16 protein-coding genes are annotated in these 16,564 nt (G+C 68.4%); 7 read left to right on the top strand and 9 right to left on the bottom strand.

Going from position 1 to position 16,564, the window contains the following annotated elements; translation table 11 throughout:
• Nucleotides 1–42: 42 nt before the first annotated feature.
• The 4 genes from cimA to cysS are packed head-to-tail and all read right to left on the bottom strand — an operon-like array spanning nt 43 to nt 4,018.
• Nucleotides 43–1,641, bottom strand: coding sequence for a citramalate synthase (cimA, locus tag XAN126_RS0115830; RefSeq protein WP_024279564.1), 1,599 nt, complete (start codon nt 1,639–1,641; stop codon nt 43–45).
• Nucleotides 1,642–1,696: 55 nt separating this feature from the next.
• Entirely contained in the window at nt 1,697–2,149 is a 453-nt protein-coding gene (locus tag XAN126_RS26425; RefSeq protein ID WP_024279563.1) for an endonuclease domain-containing protein, read from the bottom strand.
• Nucleotides 2,130–2,633, bottom strand: coding sequence for a GNAT family N-acetyltransferase (locus XAN126_RS0115820; RefSeq protein WP_024279562.1), 504 nt, complete (start codon nt 2,631–2,633; stop codon nt 2,130–2,132). Before XAN126_RS0115820 ends, XAN126_RS26425 begins: the two co-directional genes overlap by 20 nt.
• Nucleotides 2,630–4,018, bottom strand: a complete 1,389-nt coding sequence (gene cysS / locus XAN126_RS0115815) for a cysteine--tRNA ligase (RefSeq protein ID WP_024279561.1) — start codon at nt 4,016–4,018, stop codon at nt 2,630–2,632. Before cysS ends, XAN126_RS0115820 begins: the two co-directional genes overlap by 4 nt.
• Before the next feature lie 398 nt (nt 4,019–4,416).
• Here cysS and XAN126_RS0115810 point away from each other — a divergent pair, with 398 nt between their 5' ends.
• Complete coding sequence (locus tag XAN126_RS0115810; RefSeq protein ID WP_024279560.1) at nt 4,417–4,734, top strand: hypothetical protein; 318 nt, start codon at nt 4,417–4,419, stop codon at nt 4,732–4,734.
• Between the two features lie 203 nt (nt 4,735–4,937).
• Nucleotides 4,938–5,669 carry a carbonic anhydrase gene (locus tag XAN126_RS0115805; RefSeq protein ID WP_024279559.1) on the top strand — a complete coding sequence of 244 codons (732 nt, stop codon included), beginning with the start codon at nt 4,938–4,940 and terminating at the stop codon, nt 5,667–5,669.
• A 76-nt stretch (nt 5,670–5,745) separates the two neighbouring features.
• On the opposite strand, the gene XAN126_RS0115800 is transcribed toward XAN126_RS0115805, so the two are convergent.
• Entirely contained in the window at nt 5,746–6,300 is a 555-nt protein-coding gene (locus tag XAN126_RS0115800) for a CreA family protein (protein WP_024279558.1), read from the bottom strand.
• Nucleotides 6,301–6,503: 203 nt separating this feature from the next.
• Between XAN126_RS0115800 and dctP the strand changes: the two genes are divergently transcribed.
• Together dctP and XAN126_RS26420 are read left to right on the top strand one after the other, a co-directional pair.
• Entirely contained in the window at nt 6,504–7,592 is a 1,089-nt protein-coding gene (dctP, locus tag XAN126_RS0115795; RefSeq protein WP_024279557.1) for a TRAP transporter substrate-binding protein DctP, read from the top strand.
• Between the two features lie 166 nt (nt 7,593–7,758).
• A complete protein-coding gene (locus tag XAN126_RS26420) occupies nt 7,759–8,934 on the top strand; it encodes a DUF2865 domain-containing protein (RefSeq protein ID WP_081762849.1) in 1,176 nt (391 codons plus the stop codon).
• A 213-nt stretch (nt 8,935–9,147) separates the two neighbouring features.
• On the opposite strand, the gene serB is transcribed toward XAN126_RS26420, so the two are convergent.
• A complete protein-coding gene (gene serB / locus XAN126_RS0115785; RefSeq protein WP_024279555.1) occupies nt 9,148–10,047 on the bottom strand; it encodes a phosphoserine phosphatase SerB in 900 nt (299 codons plus the stop codon).
• On the opposite strand from serB, the gene miaA reads away from it, so the two are divergent.
• Nucleotides 10,046–10,993 (top strand): tRNA (adenosine(37)-N6)-dimethylallyltransferase MiaA, encoded by a 948-nt coding sequence (gene miaA, locus XAN126_RS0115780; RefSeq protein ID WP_024279554.1) that lies wholly within the window; start codon nt 10,046–10,048, stop codon nt 10,991–10,993. The two genes, serB and miaA, sit on opposite strands and share 2 nt — an antisense overlap.
• Nucleotides 10,994–11,000: 7 nt before the next feature.
• On the opposite strand, the gene XAN126_RS0115775 is transcribed toward miaA, so the two are convergent.
• Nucleotides 11,001–11,570: a TetR/AcrR family transcriptional regulator gene (locus XAN126_RS0115775; RefSeq protein WP_024279553.1), complete on the bottom strand. Its 570-nt coding sequence runs from the start codon at nt 11,568–11,570 to the stop codon at nt 11,001–11,003.
• Nucleotides 11,571–11,809: 239 nt separating this feature from the next.
• Between XAN126_RS0115775 and XAN126_RS0115770 the strand changes: the two genes are divergently transcribed.
• Nucleotides 11,810–13,003, top strand: coding sequence for an acyl-CoA dehydrogenase (locus XAN126_RS0115770; RefSeq protein WP_024279552.1), 1,194 nt, complete (start codon nt 11,810–11,812; stop codon nt 13,001–13,003).
• A 178-nt stretch (nt 13,004–13,181) separates the two neighbouring features.
• Nucleotides 13,182–14,369 carry a CaiB/BaiF CoA-transferase family protein gene (locus tag XAN126_RS0115765; RefSeq protein ID WP_024279551.1) on the top strand — a complete coding sequence of 396 codons (1,188 nt, stop codon included), beginning with the start codon at nt 13,182–13,184 and terminating at the stop codon, nt 14,367–14,369.
• Between the two features lie 89 nt (nt 14,370–14,458).
• On the opposite strand, the gene XAN126_RS0115760 is transcribed toward XAN126_RS0115765, so the two are convergent.
• The gene (locus tag XAN126_RS0115760) at nt 14,459–15,523 is read right to left on the bottom strand and encodes a GTP-binding protein (protein ID WP_024279550.1); all 1,065 of its coding nucleotides are present in this window, start codon (nt 15,521–15,523) and stop codon (nt 14,459–14,461) included.
• Nucleotides 15,524–15,585: 62 nt separating this feature from the next.
• Entirely contained in the window at nt 15,586–16,560 is a 975-nt protein-coding gene (locus tag XAN126_RS0115755) for a zinc ABC transporter substrate-binding protein (protein WP_024279549.1), read from the bottom strand.
• Nucleotides 16,561–16,564: the final 4 nt, after the last annotated feature.

Genomic DNA, 16,564 nt, shown 5'->3' with positions numbered 1-16,564 from the left:
TTCACAGCCCGGCTTTTTTTTACATTCCGGCTCGCGAGCCCGTCAGGCCGGCGCGCCTTCCTTCAGCAGCTTCCAGGTGATGGAATCCAAGAGCGCCTCGAAGGAGGCGTCGATGATGTTGGGGGAGACGCCCACCGTGGTCCAGCGATCGCCGGTCTCGTCCGCGCTCTCGATCAGCACCCGCGTCACCGCCTCCGTGCCGCCGTTGAGGACGCGCACGCGATAGTCGGTGAGGTGGAGGCCGGAGATGAAGGGCTGGTACTTGCCGAGATCCTTGCGCAGGGCCACGTCCAGCGCGTTCACCGGGCCGTTGCCCTCGGCGGCGGAGATCATGGTCTCGTCGTCCACCTTCACCTTCACGATGGCTTCCGCCACGGTGACAAGCTCGCCCTGCGCGTTGTAGCGGCGCTCCACATTCACCTTGAAGCGCTCCACCGCGAAATAGTCCGGCACGGAGCCCAGCATCCGCCGCGCCAGCAGGGCGAAGGAGGCATCCGCTGCCTCGTAGGAATAGCCCAGCGCCTCGCGCTCCTTCACCTCTTCCAGCAGGCGGGAAATGCGCGGGTCCTTCTTGTCCACCGGCACGCCGAGGCGCTCCAGCTCGGACAGCACGTTGGAGCGGCCGGCCTGGTCGGAGACCATCACCCGGCGGCGGTTGCCCACCTTTTCCGGGGCGACGTGCTCGTAGGTGGCGGGGTCCTTCAGGATGGCCGAGGCGTGGATGCCGGCCTTGGTGGCGAAGGCGCTCTCGCCCACGTAAGGCGCGTGGCGGTCGGGGGCGCGGTTCAGCATCTCGTCCAGCGTGCGGGAGACGTGGACCAGCTCGCCCAGCGCCTCCTCGCCCACGCCGATGTCGAAGCGCGCCGCATAATCCTGTTTCAGCAGCAGCGTGGGGATGAGCGAGCAGAGGTTGGCGTTGCCGCAGCGCTCGCCGAGGCCGTTCAGCGTGCCCTGGATCTGCCGCGCGCCGGCGCGGACGGCAGCCAGCGAATTCGCCACCGCCTGCTCGGTGTCGTTATGGGCGTGGATGCCGACATTGGTGCCCGGCACCACCTTCACCACCTCGGCGACGATGGCCTCCACCTCATGGGGCAGAGTGCCGCCATTGGTGTCGCACAGCACCACCCAGCGCGCGCCGGCCTCATAGGCGGTGCGGGCGCAGGCGAGGGCGAAGTCCGGGTCTTCCTTGAAGCCGTCGAAGAAATGCTCGCAATCCACCAGCGCCTCGCGCCCGGCGGCGATGGCTGCCTCGACGCTCTCGCGGATGGAGGCGAGGTTCTCCTCCTTGGTGGTCCCCAGCGCCACCCGCACCTGATAGGCGGAGGACTTGGCGACGAAGCAGATGGCATCGGCATTGGCCGCCAGCAGCGCCGCGACACCGGGATCGTTGGAGGCCGAGCGGCCCGGCCTTTTCGTCATGCCGAAGGCGGTGACGCGGGCCTTGGCCTCGTGCTTCTGCGCGAACAGCTGCGTGTCGGTGGGATTGGCGCCGGGATAGCCGGCCTCCACATAGTCCACGCCCAGCCGGTCGAGCAGCGCGAGCACCCTGAGCTTGTCGGCCACGGTGAAATCGACACCGTTCGTCTGCGCCCCGTCGCGCAGGGTGGTGTCGAAGAGGTAGAGGCGTTCTTTCGTCGGCATTGTTTTCTCTTTCCCCCGTCCGCCTCGGGCATCGGCTTTTGCGGCGCCAGCCCCCTCACCCGTCTCGCGGCTGCGCCGCGATCCACCCTCTCCCGCGAGGGGAGAGGGGTCTCCCCGTCCTGCCACCCCTCTCCCCTTGCGGGAGAGGGGTGGCTCTCAGACCTTGATAAATCGCCTCCAGAACGGACTCGGTCCGCAGGAGGATGTCGTTGTTCCAGAACCGCAGGACGCGAAACCCATTGGCCGCCAGATACGCATCGCGCACCGCGTCCCGCGCCGACTCCGCATGCTGCCCACCGTCCGCTTCCACCACCAGCCGGTGCTGGAAGGTCAGGAAATCCGCCACATACGGACCCACCGGCATCTGACGGCGGAACTTCGCGCCCTCGAGCCGGCGGTCGCGCAACACTTGCCATAGTTTCCGCTCGGCATCGGTCATCGTCTCGCGCAGCGCACGGGCGCGAGACCGCTTCGCCGGAGCGGGTGCCTCAGTGCCGGGGGCCGGCATCGTCCTCCCCCAGCGTCTTCGTCATCGCCGTGTTGGCGAGCCAGGTGTCGGCCAGCGGCACCATGTTGCGGCGCTGGGGCTCGTAGCCGCGCTTCTGGAAGAAGCCGAGGGCGGTGTCGCTGGCGTCCACCGTGAGCTTGCGGGTGCCGCGTGCCTTGGCGAGCGTCTCGGCGGCGTCGCACAAAGCCTTGGCGACGCCGGTGCCGGCGGCGTCGGGCGCCACATAGAGCATGTCGATGTGGGCATTGTCCTTGAGCGAGACGAAGCCGGCCACCTCCTTGCCGCGCAGGGCTACGAGGGTGAGGCTGGCGGCGAGGCGCGCGGCGAATGCCTCGGCGTCGTCGGCCTTGGCGGCCCACGCCTCCTGCTGTTCGGTGTCGTAATCCTCGCCGGTCAGCTCGGCGATGGCGGCGCGGAACAGGTCGGCCAGCGCCGGCGCATCGGCCGGCAGATAGGGGCGCAGGGAGACCGCGGCGGCGCTCATCGCGACACCTCCCAGCTCGTGGTCCCGTCCTTGTTGTCCATCAGCACGATGCCTTTGGCCGCCAGCTCCTCGCGGATCTGGTCGGCGCGCTTGAAGTCCTTCGCCTTGCGGGCGGCGATGCGGTCGGCGATGAGGCCGGCGATCACCCCTTCGTCCAGCGCAATGCCCTCCTTCTGCCGCGCGCGCCACCCGGTTTCGGTATCGCCGAGCAGGCCCAGCAGGTTGGCCGCGCCCTTGAAGCGGCGGCGGAGCGCGGAGGAGGTGTCCTCGTGCTCCGCCACCTCGGCGAGGTGGTGCAGATGGGCGATGACGGAGGGCGTGTTGAGGTCGTCGGACAGGCGGTCGGCGATCTCGGTCTCGAACGGGTTGGCGTCGCCGGTCTCGGCCTCTACGTCGCCGATCACGCGATACCACTTGTCCAGCGTCTTGGCGGCGAAGCCGAGGCCCTGGCGGGTCCAGTTGATGGGCTGGCGGTAATGGGTGGAGAGCATGGCGAGGCGCAGCACCTCGCCGGGCCACTCGTCCAGCAGCTCGCGGATGGTGACGAAGTTGCCGAGGGACTTCGACATCTTCTCGCCTTCCAGCATCAGGAAGCCGTTGTGCATCCACATCTGCGCCATGACGCCGGAATGGAAGGCGCAGCGGGTCTGGGCGATCTCGTTCTCGTGGTGCGGAAAGACGAGATCGATGCCGCCACCATGGATGTCGAAGGTCTCGCCCAGGTGCTTCCAGCTCATGGCCGAGCACTCGATGTGCCAGCCGGGGCGGCCGGGGGTGACGATGCCGGCGGGGGACGGCCAGCCGGGCACGCCCTCGGCGCTGGGCTTCCACAGCACGAAGTCCATGGAGTCGCGCTTGTAGGGGGCGACGTCCACGCGGGCGCCGGCCATCATCTCGTCCAGCGAGCGGCGGGAGAGGCGGCCGTAGTCCGGCATGGAGGGCACGTGGAACAGCACGTGCTCCTCCGCCACATAGGCGTGGCCGGAGGCGACGAGCCGCTCGATGAGGATGCGCATCTCCTCGATATGCTCGGTGGCGCGGGGCTCCACGGTGGGCGGCAGGCAGTTCAGCGCCGCCGTATCCTCGCGGAACCAGCGGTAGGTCTCTTCCGTCAGGTCGCGGATGGAGATGGCGCGATCGGCGGCGCGGGCGTTGATCTTGTCGTCCACGTCCGTGATGTTGCGGACATACTTGACGTGCTCCGCCCCGTAGAGGCGTCGCAGCAGGCGGAACAGCACGTCGAAGACGATGACCGGGCGGGCATTGCCGATATGGGCATGGTCGTAGACCGTCGGCCCGCACACATACATGCGCACGTTCAAGGGATCGAGCGGACGCAGCAGGTCCTTCGAGCGGGTCAGCGTGTTGTAGAGCCTCAGCTCCATGGATCGTTCCCCCGAATGGCGCAAAAGCGCCAAGCCGGTCCACCGGCCGGGGCGTCCAGATCCTTGTCTAAGAAGATGAGCAAAGGACGGCCGCGGCCAGCTTTTCGGCTAACCGCAAATAATCGCCGCGATGGCGCAGATGGTGATGAAACCGCCGTTCATGGCGCGGGACAATGGTTCGGGCGCGGGCGCTCGTCAAGATGTTTCACGCCGACCGGCGCGGCCCCGCACCTCCGGATATCGTTATCTTCCCCAGCTTGACCTGCCCCTTCGTGAGCGTCTATCCCCGGCTGAGTTGCGCCGGGCGGGGGTCGGGGCGCATCCGATGATCCCGCCCGTGACCCGAAAGCGCACCGCCGCGTTCGGGACGCGCCTGTAAAAGAGGTGCCGACCTGTCCATGCCGCTGATCCGAACCCTCGCCGCCGTTGCCGTGGCGAGCCTGTCGCTGATGGCGCCGGCCATGGCGGAGACGCGCATCTTCCTCATCGACAATTCCGACGGCTCCAGCATCGATTCCTGCCTCGCCTCCGGCGCGCCCTGCGGGCGGAAGGTGGCGGAAGCCTGGTGCCGCAGCCACGCCTACACGCAGGTCATCGACTTCGGCCGCGTGGCGGTGCCCGCCTCCGCCTTCACCCCCTCCAGCGTCGCCTCGCCGGCGACGACCTGCACCGGCCCGCTCTGCCCGGAAACGGTGGCCATCACCTGCTCGCGCTAGCCCGGCTCCGGCGGGCCGTCCCGGCCGCCGCCCCGAGGGCGAAAATGGCGATTTAAGGCAAAGCTTTAGGTCAGCGATTTGTGATCGCCGGGTACGGTCCATCGCCCCCGGATCAGCTATGTTCGGCCCCGGCCTGCCCCAGCGGCACCGCTGCGGGCGGGTCCAAACATGCCTGAAACAGACTGACCGGGAGAGGATCGCCCATGTGCGAGACGTGCTCATCACCTTCCATCGGACGCCGACGCCTGCTTGCCGGCGGGCTGGCGGGTGGACTGGCCCTTGCGGCCGCGCCGCTGTTCGCCGCCTCCGCCTTCGCCCAGACCAGCGGTGGATATGGCACGGCGACCCCGGTCACGCCGGACGAGGCCATGAAGCGCCTGGTGGACGGCAATGCCCGCTACGTGGCCGGCACGCCCCAGGAGGCGGACTATTCCGCCGGCCGCCTGAAGCGCGCGACGGGACAGCAGCCGTTCGCGGCCATCGTCGCCTGCTCGGATTCGCGGGTGGTGCCGGAACTGGTGTTCGACCAGGGGCCGGGCGAGCTGTTCATCGTGCGCGTGGCCGGCAACTTCATCGATGAAAACGGTCTGGCGAGCCTGGAATTCGCCACCGCGGTGCTCGGCGTGAAGCTGATCCTCGTGCTCGGCCACGCCTCGTGCGGCGCGGTGCAGGCGACCATCACGTCCATCAAGGACAACACCCTGCCGCCCGGCCACCTGCCGAGCCTGGTCAACGCCATCCGCCCGGCCGTCTATGAGGCCATGCGGAGCAACCCGTCCGATCTCCTCGCCGCCGCCAGCGACATGAACGTGAAGATGAACGCCAAGCTGGCGCAGACCGCGGCACCGATCCTGTCGGAGCGGGCCGCCGCCGGGAGGTTGAAGTCGGCCGCCGCCATGTATGACATCGGCACCGGGAAGGTGAATTTCCTCTGACCTGCTTCTGACGCATGCGCCGCGCGCCCGGGGCTGAGGTGCTCTCCCGCCTGTGCGCGCGGCGTTTCTCTTCCCGTTACTTCAGGAAGTCCGCGCACTTCGGCACGTCTGTATTGCCGCCCCACGGCATGATCGGGACGGTGGAGGTGGAGTTCTTCGGGCTGCCGTCGATCAGCTTGTCGGAATAGACGAGATAGACGAGCACATTCCTTTTGGTGTCGCAGCCACGCACGATCTGCATCTTCTTGAAGAAGAAGGAGCGGCTCTCGCGGAACACCACGTCGCCCTGCTCGAACTTCGACTTGAAGGAGATCGGCCCCACCTGCCGGCAGGCGAGCGAGATGTCGGAGACTTCCTCCGCGAGGCCCACCATGCCCTTCACGCCACCCTTCTCGGGGGTGGTGTAGTGGCAGGCGACGCCCTCCACCACCGGGTCGTCGATGCCGTAGACGGCGAGCTTGTCGTCGGGGGTCAGGAACTTCCAGACCGTGGACTTGCGGAAGATAAGGTTCGGCTCCTGCGCCAGCGCCGGCCCGCCCGCGAGCGCCGCGACGCCGAGCGCGCCGGCCAGCGCGAGGCGCCCGAGACGGCGGGTGAGGCTGGGACGGGTGGTCGAGAAAGCGTGCGTCATGGAACTCCCCGGAAAGCTGCCACAGGCGGGCCCCCGACATATGGGATGCCCCGGCCGCAGCGGAAGAGCGGCGCAATATCACTCCTCCGGCGATTGCCGACATTGACGGCCGACGCGCCGCGTGACACCCCTTTCGCCCCATCGCAAGGTTTCGCCCTACCCCATAGAGCCCGATCAACGGCCCGAGGAGCACATCCATGGAGATCAAGCGCCGCCATTTCATTGGCGCGTCCGCCACCGCGCTCGCCACCAGCGCGGTCGCCGCCCCCGCCCTCGCGCAGACCCAGCCCGAGGTGAAGTGGCGCCTCACCTCCTCCTTCCCGCGCTCCCTCGACACCATCTTCGGCACGGCGCAGATCTTCGCCAAGTACGTGGCCGAGGCCACCGACGGCCGCTTCCAGATCCAGACCTTCCCGGCCGGCGAGCTGGTGCCGGGCCTGCAGGCGCTCGATGCGGTCTCCACCGGCTCGGTCGAGTGCGCCCAGACCGCCACTTATTTCTATACCGGCAAGGACACCGCGCTGGCCTTCGGCACCGGCGTGCCGTTCGGCTTCAACTCGCGCCAGCAGCACTCCTGGTGGTTCTTCGGCGGCGGCGAGCAAATCATCAACGGCGTGCTCGCCAAGTACAATGTCACCGGCATGCCGCTCGGCAATTCCGGCTGCCAGATGGGCGGCTTCTTCCGCAAGGAGCTGAACGACGTCGCCGACCTGAAGGGCCTGAAGTTCCGCATCGGCGGCATCGGCGGGCAGGTGCTGGCGAAGCTCGGCGTGGTGCCGCAGCAGATCGCCCCCAGCGACGTCTATCCGGCGCTGGAGCGCGGCTCCATCGATGCGGCGGAGTTCGTCGGCCCCTATGACGACGAGAAGCTCGGCCTCGTGAAGGTGGCCAAGTATTACTATTACCCCGGCTGGTGGGAGGGCGGCGCCATGCTGCACCTCGTCATCAACAACGCCCAGTGGAACGCGCTGCCGAAGCACTACCAGGCCATCGTCCGCAATGCCGCCGAGGCCGCCAACAACTGGATGCTGGCGAAGTACGATTCGGTAAACCCCCCGGCGCTGCGCCGGCTGGTGCAGCAGGGTGTGGAGCTGAAGCCGTTCCCGGCGTCCATCATGGAGGCCGGCTACAAGGCGTCGTTCGAGCTGTACAACGAGCTGGCCGCCACCAACCCGGCGTTCAAGCAGGCGCTCGATTCCATGCTCGCCATCCGCGCCGATCAGCTGGTGTGGTGGCAGATCGCGGAATACGCCTACGACAGCTACAACATCCGCGCGCGCGGCCGCGGCTGAGCGCGCGGGAACGCAACCGGGCCGGCCCCTCACCTTCCGGAGAGGGGCCACAGTTTCGTCACCATTGTCCCCCGCTGTCGGTCTATAGAGGGGCGCCGGATCGGCACGGCGCCAGTGGAGAGAAGAGCTGAGGATGGAGTCCGCGCGAGGGATCGGCGCCATTCGGATGGCCCGGATTGCAGCCCGTGGAAAGGCTGCGCGAGGTGCTGCGCGCCGTCTGGCGCTGGGCCTCATGGTCGCCCTCACCACCGCGGGCACCGCGCTGGCGCAGGCCGGCAGCCCCACCTGCCAGCAGCTCGAAGGTTCGCTGATGGCCCTCGACCGCAGCGCCGGCGGCGTCGCCAACCAGCAGGCGCAGGCCGCCAAGCTCCGTGGCGATCTCGACCGTCTGTCCGCCCAGGCGCGCGGCATGGGCTGCGATGCGCCGCGCGGCTTCCTCATCTTCCAGGGCCCGCCCCGTCCGCCCCAGTGCGACCAGATCGACGATCAGGTCTCGCGCCTGAGGTCGCAGATCGCCGGGCTGGAGCGCGGTGGCACCGACAATGGCGGCCAGCGCCGGGCGCTCATCATCGCCCTTGCCCAGAACAATTGCGGCCCGCAATACACCGCCGCCGTCCAGGCCGCCCGCCGCGCCGCCGAGCCGGCCAAGCCGAAGAACTTCTTCGAGGCCATCTTCGGCACCCAGCAGCCCCAGAGCGAGGAAACCTCGCCCGACCTCGACCTGATGCCGCTGGAGACGCCGAAGACCTATTCCTCGCGCACCGTGTGCGTCAGGACCTGCGACGGCTACTTCTTCCCCATGGCGAGCGCCACCAATTCCAGCCGCTACGCGCAGGACGAACAGCTCTGCAAGCGGCTGTGCCCGGGCTCGGATGCGCAGCTCTTCACCTATAGCGGCGACATCAAGTCGGCGGTGAGCATCTCCGGCCAGTCCTACATGTCGCTGCCCAACGCCCTGCGCTACCGCAAGGAACTGGTGCCCTCCTGCACCTGCAAGCCGGCCGGCCAGTCGTGGGCGCAGGCCCTCGCCGGGCTTGAGGACGAGACCACCCTGCGCAAGGGCGACATCCTCGTGACCGAGGAGCAGGCGCGCGAAATGTCCGCGCCGCGTCCCGCCGAGCCGACCAAGGGCGGCAAGGCGGCCGCGAAGCCGCCCGCGGGTAGCACCGCTGCCGCCGAAGCCGCCGCCGGTGGTCCGGTGGCCGCCACCGTCGCCGCGCCGCTCGCACCCGCCTCCGAGCAGCCGGGTCAGCGCAAGGTGCGCATCATCCCGCTGCCCCGCTCGCAGAACGCCCAGAACCAGCAGGGCGCCGCCGCAGCAGGGCAGGGGACGGCGCAGTAAGGTGCGGGGCGGGAGTCTGACCCGCCTCCAGCGGGGGCCGCGATCGGCCCATCGCAAAGCGTCATCGTCCGGCTTGTCCGGGCGATCCATCCATCCGCCTGCGTGCTCCACGATCGTCCGACCCGGCCGCCCCGTGGATCGCCCGGCCGCGCAGGGCGATGACGGCACGCGCAGGGCGATGACGGCCCCCTATACTGAGGGGCCGGCAAGCTCTCAGGTCGTGCGGAATTCGCTGCTTCTGTAGCCCTGCATGTAGAGCAGCGCGGTGAGGTCGCCGTGGTCGATGCGGGCATGGGCCGCCGCCGCCACCGCGGGCTTGGCGTGATAGGCGACGCCGAGGCCCGCCTCTCCCAGCATGGCGAGATCGTTGGCGCCGTCGCCCACGGCCATGGTCTCGGACGGGGCAAGGTGCAGGCGGTCGCGCAATTCCACCAGCGTCGCGAGCTTGGCGTCGCGGCCGAGGATGGGCTCGGCCACCGCCCCCAGCAGCGTGCCGTCCTCCACCAGCAGTTCGTTGGCGCGGTTCTCGTCGAAGCCGATGCGCGCGGCGATCTCCTGCGTGAACAAGGTGAAGCCGCCGGAGACGAGGGCGGCATAGGCGCCGTTGGCCTTCATGGTGCCCACCAGCTCCGGCCCGCCGGGGGTCAGCGTGATGCGCTCGCGCAGCACGTCGCCGACCACGCCCGCCGACAGGCCGCGCAGCAGGGCCACGCGCTCGCGCAGGGCCGGCTCGAAGGCGATCTCGCCGCGCATGGCGCGCTCGGTGATGGCGGAGACGTGCGCCTTCAGGCCCACGAGGTCGGCCAGCTCGTCGATGCACTCCTGCCCGATCATGGTCGAATCCATGTCGGCGAGGAACAGGCGCTTGCGCCGGCCGGTCTCAAGCTGCACCACCACGTCGATGGGGGCGTCCCCGAGCGCGCCGCGCACCGCGTCCGCCAGCGCGCCCGCATCGGCCGCGAGTTCCGGCACGAAATGGATGTCCACGGCCACGCCGTCGTCCAGCACCACCGGATCCTGCGCCTCAGGCAGCACGGAAAGGGCGGCATGGATTGCCTCGTAGGTCAAAGCCGGGGCAGATGGGTTTGAAATCAGCGTCGCGACGTAGGCCATGGCATTTTCAAAGCTCAAAGGGGGAAAACCGTTGGCGGTGCTCATCGCAGGTCCGACCGCCAGCGGCAAGTCGGCGCTCGCGCTCAGCATCGCCGAGCGGACGGGCGGCATCGTCCTCAATGCAGATTCCATGCAAGTGTATGGCGATCTTTGGGTGCTCACGGCGCGGCCGACCGTCGCGGAAATGGCGCGGGTGCCCCACGGCCTCTACGGCCATGTGGATGCGGACACGGACTATTCCGTCGGCCGCTGGCTGGAGGACGCCAAGCGCGCCCTCGCCGAGGCGGAGGCGGCGGGGCGCCTGCCGGTGTTCGTGGGCGGCACGGGGCTCTATTTCCGGGCGCTGACGCAGGGGCTTGCCGAAATTCCCGCCATTCCCGAAGCCGTGCGCGCCGAGGTGCGCGGCGCGGCCGAGGCGCTGGACAGCGTCGCGCTCCACGCCCGACTTGCCACGGTCGATCCCGCAAGCGCCGAACGGCTGAAGGTGAACGACCGCCAGCGGGTGCTGCGCGCGCTGGAGGTGATCCACGCCACCGGCCGCTCGCTGACCGACTGGCAGAAGGACGCCCAGCCGCCGGTGCTCGATGCGGCGCGCTGCGCGAAGATCGTGCTGGAGGTGGACCGGGAGACACTGCGCCAGCGCATCGACGCGCGCTTCGAGACGATGATCGCCGCCGGGGCGCTGGAGGAGGTGCGTGCGCTCGCCGCGCGCAACCTCGCCCCCGACCGCACGGTGCTGAAGGCCCACGGCGCGCCGGCCCTCACGCGCTATCTCAAGGGGGAGATGTCCCTCGCCGACGCCATCGCCGAAGGCCAGGGCGACACCCGTCGCTATGCCAAAAGGCAGGCCACCTTCTTCCGCCACCAGATGCCCGACTGGCCCACGGCAACGCCCGACGAAGGGCTCGATGTGCTGATGAAGAGCATGGAGGGGGGAGGGGGGTGACGCCCGCTCAGGCCACCAGCCCGCGCACCAGCAGATCGTGATATTCCAGCGCGACCTCTTCGGCCGACTTGCCGCCGCCGGGCTTGAACCAGCGCACCATCCAGCTCAGCAGCGAAAGCACCGCACGGCCGGTCATGGCCGCGCCGACCTCGCGGAATGAGCCGTCCGCCACGCCATCGGCGATAATCCGGCGCAGCAGCCCCTCATGGGCATCGCGCAAGGCGAGGGCATCGCCCTTCAGCCCGGTATTGGCCATGCCGGAGAAGCCCACCAGCATAGTGACGAAGCAATCGTAATTGTCGGCCAGGAAGCGGGCGTGGGCGACCATGAACTGCTTCAACTGCTCGGCCGGCGGGTCCTCCCGCTTCACCGCCGCGGCTGACGCGTCGTTAAGCCCGGTGAGCGTGAAGATGATGATGGCGTCATAGATCTCCTGCTTGGAGGAGAAATAGTTGTAGATGGCGCCCTTGGAATAATTGAGCGACCGCGCCACCTCGCTAAGCGAGGAATCCACATAGCCTTTCTGCGCGAACATTTGCGCGGCCTGCCGCAGGATTTCCGCGCGCGGGTCGTTCATCATCGGCGGGCGGCCAAGGCGCGCGCCGTCGCCGTCCGCCGCGACGCGCAGGGCCGCCGATTTCGGCGGACGGCCGCGCCGCCGGGCGGGGGCCGGGCGGGCCGGCGCATCCTGTTCGTGGTCGCCTCGATCCTGCAGCGTCGTGCTCCTTGACGATTGGCTTTTATTTATATACCGACTGGTAGGAATGTAAATGCCCGCCGCCATCCGGCGGTGATTTCTAGCGCGGGAGACGCACCATGGCCGCATCCGGTAAGCCGATCTTCGATTGGGCCGACCCCTTCGATCTCAACAGCCAGCTCACCGAGGACGAGCGCCTGGTGCGCGACACCGCCCGCGACTATGCGCAGGAAAAGCTCCTGCCGCGCGTGACCTCGGCCTATCTCGACGAGCGGTTCGACCGCGAGATCATGAACGAGATGGGCGAGCTCGGCCTGCTCGGCCCCACCATTCCGGCGGAATACGGCGGCGCCGGCCTCGGCTATGTCGCCTACGGCCTCGCCGCGCGCGAGGTGGAGCGGGTGGATTCGGGCTACCGCTCGGCCATGAGCGTGCAGTCCTCCCTCGTCATGCATCCCATCTACGCCTACGGCACCGAAGAGCAGCGCAAGAAGTACCTGCCCAAGCTCGCCACCGGCGAGTGGGTCGGCTGCTTCGGCCTGACCGAGCCGGACGCCGGCTCCGACCCCGCCGGCATGCGCACGCGCGCCGAGAAGATCGACGGCGGCTATCGCCTCAACGGCGCGAAGATGTGGATCACCAATTCGCCCATCGCCGATCTCGCGGTGGTGTGGGCGAAGTCCGCAGCGCACGACAACGCCATCAAGGGCTTCGTCGTGGAGCGCGGCATGAAGGGCTTCTCCACCCCCAAGATCGAGGGCAAGCTCTCGCTGCGCGCCTCCATCACCGGCGAGGTGGTGCTGGAGGACGTGGAGATCCCGGAAGAGAACCTCCTGCCCAACGCCGCCGGCCTGCCCGGCCCCTTCGGCTGCCTCAACCGCGCCCGCTACGGCATCGGCTGGGGCGCCATGGGCGCGGCGGAAGCCTGCTATGCCGCCGCCCGCCAGTACACGCTGGACCGCAAGCAGTTCGGCCGGCCGCTGGCCGCCACCCAGCTGGTGCAGAAGAAGCTCGCGGACATGGCGACCGAGATTGCCCTCGGCCTCCAGCTCGCGCTGCGCGCGGGCCGGATGTTCGATGAGGGCACGCTGCCCATCGAGGCCATCTCCTTCCTCAAGCGCAACAATTGCGGCAAGGCGCTGGACATCGCGCGGGTCGCCCGCGACATGCACGGCGGCAACGGCATCTCCGCGGAATTCCACGTCATCCGCCACGCGGCGAACCTGGAGACGGTGAACACCTACGAGGGCACGCACGACATCCACGCGCTGATCCTCGGCCGGGCGATCACCGGGATCCAGGCGTTCTTCTGAGAGCGCCCACCCGCCACAAAAGACCGTCATGCCCCGGCTTGTCCGGGGCATCCACCGCGCCACTTGGCCGGCCGCCTGACAAACGGCACAGTGGATCCCCCGGACAAGCCGGGGGATGACAGCGGACGCTGCGGTGCCGGCATCGTCGTCCGGCTCATTCGTCAACACGAGTCCTCCCATGTCCTCCCCTGCCTCCGCTCCCCTCGCCGGCCTTCGCGTCCTTGAACTCGCCCGCATCCTCGCGGGACCCTGGTGCGGGCAGTTGCTCGCCGATCTCGGGGCGGAGGTCATCAAGGTGGAGCGGCCGGGCGGTGGGGACGATACGCGCACCTGGGGCCCGCCCTTCCTGAAGGGGGCGGACGGGGCGGACCTCGGCGCCGCCTATTTCCATTCCACCAACCGCGGCAAGCGCTCGGTGGCGGTGGATTTCGAGACGGAAGAGGGGCAACAGATCATCCGCGATCTCGCCCGGCAGAGCGATGTGCTCATCGAGAACTTCAAGGTCGGCGGCCTGAAGAAGTACGGGCTCGACTATGAGAGCCTGAAGAAAGAGAACCCGCGCCTTATCTATTGCTCCGTCACCGGCTTCGGGCAGGACGGACCCTATGCGCCGCGCGCGGGCTATGACTTCCTCGTGCAGGGCATGGGCGGCATCATGGACCTCACCGGCGCGCCGAAAGGGGAGCCGCAGAAGGTGGGCGTCGCCTTCGCCGACATCTTCACCGGCCTCTATGCCACCGTGGGCATCCTCGCGGCGCTGCGGCGGCGGGACGAGACCGGCACGGGCGGCCATGTGGACATGGCGCTGCTCGACACGCAGGTGGGCGTACTGGCCAATCAGGCCATGAACTATCTCACCTCCGGCAAGGCGCCGAAGCGCATGGGCAATGCCCATCCCAACATCGTGCCCTATCAGGTCTTCCCCTGCGCGGACGGCTATTTCATCGCCGCCATCGGCAATGACGGCCAGTTCGCCCGCTTCTGCGCCGTGCTCGGCGCGCCGGAGCTGGCGCATCAGGACGACTACGCCACCAATCCCGCCCGCGTCGCCAACCGCGCCGTGCTGGTGCCGAAGCTCACCGCGCTGACCATGGCGTTCGCCCGCGACGACCTTCTCGCCGCGCTGGAGGCGAAGGGCGTGCCGGCGGGGCCGATCAATACGGTTTCGCAGGTGTTCGAGGATCCGCAGGTCAAGGCGCGCGGCCTGCGCGTGGACCTTGCGGAGGCCGGCGGCGGCACCATTCCCGCCGTGGCAAGCCCCATCGTGCTCGACGGCGTGCGGCAGGTGGCGAAGAGCGCCAGCCCGCGATTGGGGGCGGATACGGAACAGGTGCTCGCGGCGCTGAAGGCGCTGACGGGGAACTGACAGGCTCTCCCGAAACCCTGCGCCGGCCGGACCGGGCGGCGCAGGGCGAGAATGACGATCGGGCGCGTCGTGCCCCGATCAAACGGCCCTCACGCCGCGCAGGAGAGGAAGCCCTCTTCGAGCAGGTCGCGCTTGAGCTGGCGGCCGATGAAGACGATGCGGCTGAGGCGCTTCTCATCGTCCTTCCACGGGCGCTGGTGATCGCCGTCGAGGATCATGTGGACGCCCTGGAACACGAAGCGGTCGGGATCGTCCTTGAACGACAGGATGCCCTTGGACCGCAGGATGTTCGGCCCCTCCACCTGAACAATGTTCTGCACCCAGGGGAAGAACTTGTCCGGGTCCAGCGGCTTGTCGGTGGAGAAGGAGACCGACTGGATCTCCTCGTCATGCACCGCCTTCAGCCCGTGGTGATGGTGGTCATGATCGTGGTGATCGTGGCCGCAGTCCGGGCCGCACGCCTCGCCATGGGCGTGGTGGTGATGGTGGTGCTCGTCCTCCTCGAGGAAGGCGGGCTCCAGCTCCAGCACGCGCTCAAGATCGAAGGCGCCCTGGTTCAGCACCTTGGCGATGTCGATCTCGGACTTCTGGGTGCGGTAGAGCTTGGCGTAGGGGTTGATGCCGCGGATGCGGGCTTCCACCGCGTCCAGCTCCGCGCCGGTCACGAGGTCGGTCTTGTTGAGGAGGATCACGTCGGCGAAGGCCACCTGATTCTTCGCCTCGGGGGCGTCCTTCAGGCGGTCGGAGAGCCACTTGGCGTCGGCCACAGTGACCACGGCGTCGAGCTTGGTCTTGGCCTGCACTTCCTCGTCCACGAAGAAGGTCTGGGCCACGGGGGCGGGGTCCGCGAGCCCGGTCGTCTCGACGATGATGCCGTCGAAGCCGCCCTTGCGGCGCAGCAGGCCGTCGATGATGCGGATGAGGTCGCCGCGCACGGTGCAGCAGATGCACCCGTTGTTCATCTCGAACACTTCCTCGTCGGCGCCCACCACGAGGTCGTTGTCGATGCCGATCTCGCCGAACTCGTTGACGATGACGGCGAATTTCTTGCCGTGGGGCTGCGACAGGATGCGGTTGAGCAGCGTGGTCTTGCCGGCACCCAGATAGCCGGTCAGCACGGTGACGGGGATCTTCTCGGCCTGCGTTTCAGCCATGGCTTCACCTTGGTACTGCGGCGGCCGCGCGAGGCGGCCGCCGGAAGGAAACGGGCGTCCCCTCAGCTCGACAGAGCGGACGAGAGTTCGCGCACGTTGGAGTGCATCATGTCGATGTAGGTGCTCGCGGGGCCTTTGTCATCGGACAGCGCGTCGGAATAGAGCGTTCCGCCCACCTTGGCGCCGCTTTCCTTGGCGATGCGCTGGATGAGGCGCGGGTCGGTGACGTTCTCGACGAACACGGCCGGGATCTTCTGCGCCTTGATCTGGCGGATGATGCGGCCGACGTCCTTGGCCGAGGCCTCGCTCTCGGTGGAGACACCCTCGGGGGCGACCAGCACCAGGCCGTAGGCCTCGCCGAAATAGCCGAAGGCGTCGTGGGAGGTGATGATGCGGCGCTGCTCGGCCGGGATCTTGGCCATGGCGGACTTCACTTCCGTCTCCAGCGCATCGAGCTTGGCGGTGTAGGCCGCGGCATTGGCGGTGTAGACGTCGCGGCCGTCCGGATCGGCGGCGATCAGGCCGTCGCGCACGTTGGCCACATAGACCTTGGCGTTGGCGATGGACTGCCAGGCGTGGGGATCGATGCCGCCGTGGTCGTGGCCGCCCTCTTCCTTGGCGTGGTCGTGCTTGTCCTTGCCCTTGCCCTTCGGCTTCTCGTCGTCGTCATGATCGACGAAGCCGGTGCGGGGCGTGATGCCCTTGGTGGCGACGACGATGGGCGCCTTGGTGCCGGAGGCCTTGATGAGGCGATCCATCCAGCCTTCGAAGCCGAGGCCGTTGACGAACACCACCTTGGCCGCCGCCACCGCCTTCGCGTCGGCGGGGGTGGGCTGGTAGACGTGGGCATCGCCATTGGGGCCGACGATGGTGGTCACGGCCACGCGGTCGCCGCCCACCTGCTTCACGAAATCGCCGAGGATGGAGAAAGAGGCCACCACGGGCATCTTCTGCGCCGGGGCCTGCGCAAGCGCCGGTCCGGCCACGGTAAGGCCGGCGACCATGCCGGCGGCGAGAAGGAGACGTCTGGAGATCATGAAA

The organism is Xanthobacter sp. 126 (assembly GCF_000526175.1).
In the GTDB taxonomy this organism is placed as follows: Bacteria; Pseudomonadota; Alphaproteobacteria; order Rhizobiales; family Xanthobacteraceae; genus Xanthobacter; species Xanthobacter aminoxidans.
The sequence above is the reverse complement of the archived record's forward strand: the minus strand, read 5'-3'. Positions and strand labels throughout refer to the sequence as shown.

Coding starts and splice junctions, on each gene's coding strand:
- cimA (WP_024279564.1), bottom strand. CDS start 1,641: ATGCCGACGAAAGAACGCCTCTACCTCTTCGACACCACCCTGCGCGAC.
- XAN126_RS26425 (WP_024279563.1), bottom strand. CDS start 2,149: ATGCCGGCCCCCGGCACTGAGGCACCCGCTCCGGCGAAGCGGTCTCGC.
- XAN126_RS0115820 (WP_024279562.1), bottom strand. CDS start 2,633: ATGAGCGCCGCCGCGGTCTCCCTGCGCCCCTATCTGCCGGCCGATGCG.
- cysS (WP_024279561.1), bottom strand. CDS start 4,018: ATGGAGCTGAGGCTCTACAACACGCTGACCCGCTCGAAGGACCTGCTG.
- XAN126_RS0115810 (WP_024279560.1), top strand. CDS start 4,417: ATGCCGCTGATCCGAACCCTCGCCGCCGTTGCCGTGGCGAGCCTGTCG.
- XAN126_RS0115805 (WP_024279559.1), top strand. CDS start 4,938: ATGTGCGAGACGTGCTCATCACCTTCCATCGGACGCCGACGCCTGCTT.
- XAN126_RS0115800 (WP_024279558.1), bottom strand. CDS start 6,300: ATGACGCACGCTTTCTCGACCACCCGTCCCAGCCTCACCCGCCGTCTC.
- XAN126_RS26420 (WP_081762849.1), top strand. CDS start 7,759: ATGGCCCGGATTGCAGCCCGTGGAAAGGCTGCGCGAGGTGCTGCGCGC.
- miaA (WP_024279554.1), top strand. CDS start 10,046: ATGGCATTTTCAAAGCTCAAAGGGGGAAAACCGTTGGCGGTGCTCATC.
- serB (WP_024279555.1), bottom strand. CDS start 10,047: ATGGCCTACGTCGCGACGCTGATTTCAAACCCATCTGCCCCGGCTTTG.
- XAN126_RS0115775 (WP_024279553.1), bottom strand. CDS start 11,570: ATGAACGACCCGCGCGCGGAAATCCTGCGGCAGGCCGCGCAAATGTTC.
- XAN126_RS0115770 (WP_024279552.1), top strand. CDS start 11,810: ATGGCCGCATCCGGTAAGCCGATCTTCGATTGGGCCGACCCCTTCGAT.
- XAN126_RS0115765 (WP_024279551.1), top strand. CDS start 13,182: ATGTCCTCCCCTGCCTCCGCTCCCCTCGCCGGCCTTCGCGTCCTTGAA.
- XAN126_RS0115760 (WP_024279550.1), bottom strand. CDS start 15,523: ATGGCTGAAACGCAGGCCGAGAAGATCCCCGTCACCGTGCTGACCGGC.
- XAN126_RS0115755 (WP_024279549.1), bottom strand. CDS start 16,560: ATGATCTCCAGACGTCTCCTTCTCGCCGCCGGCATGGTCGCCGGCCTT.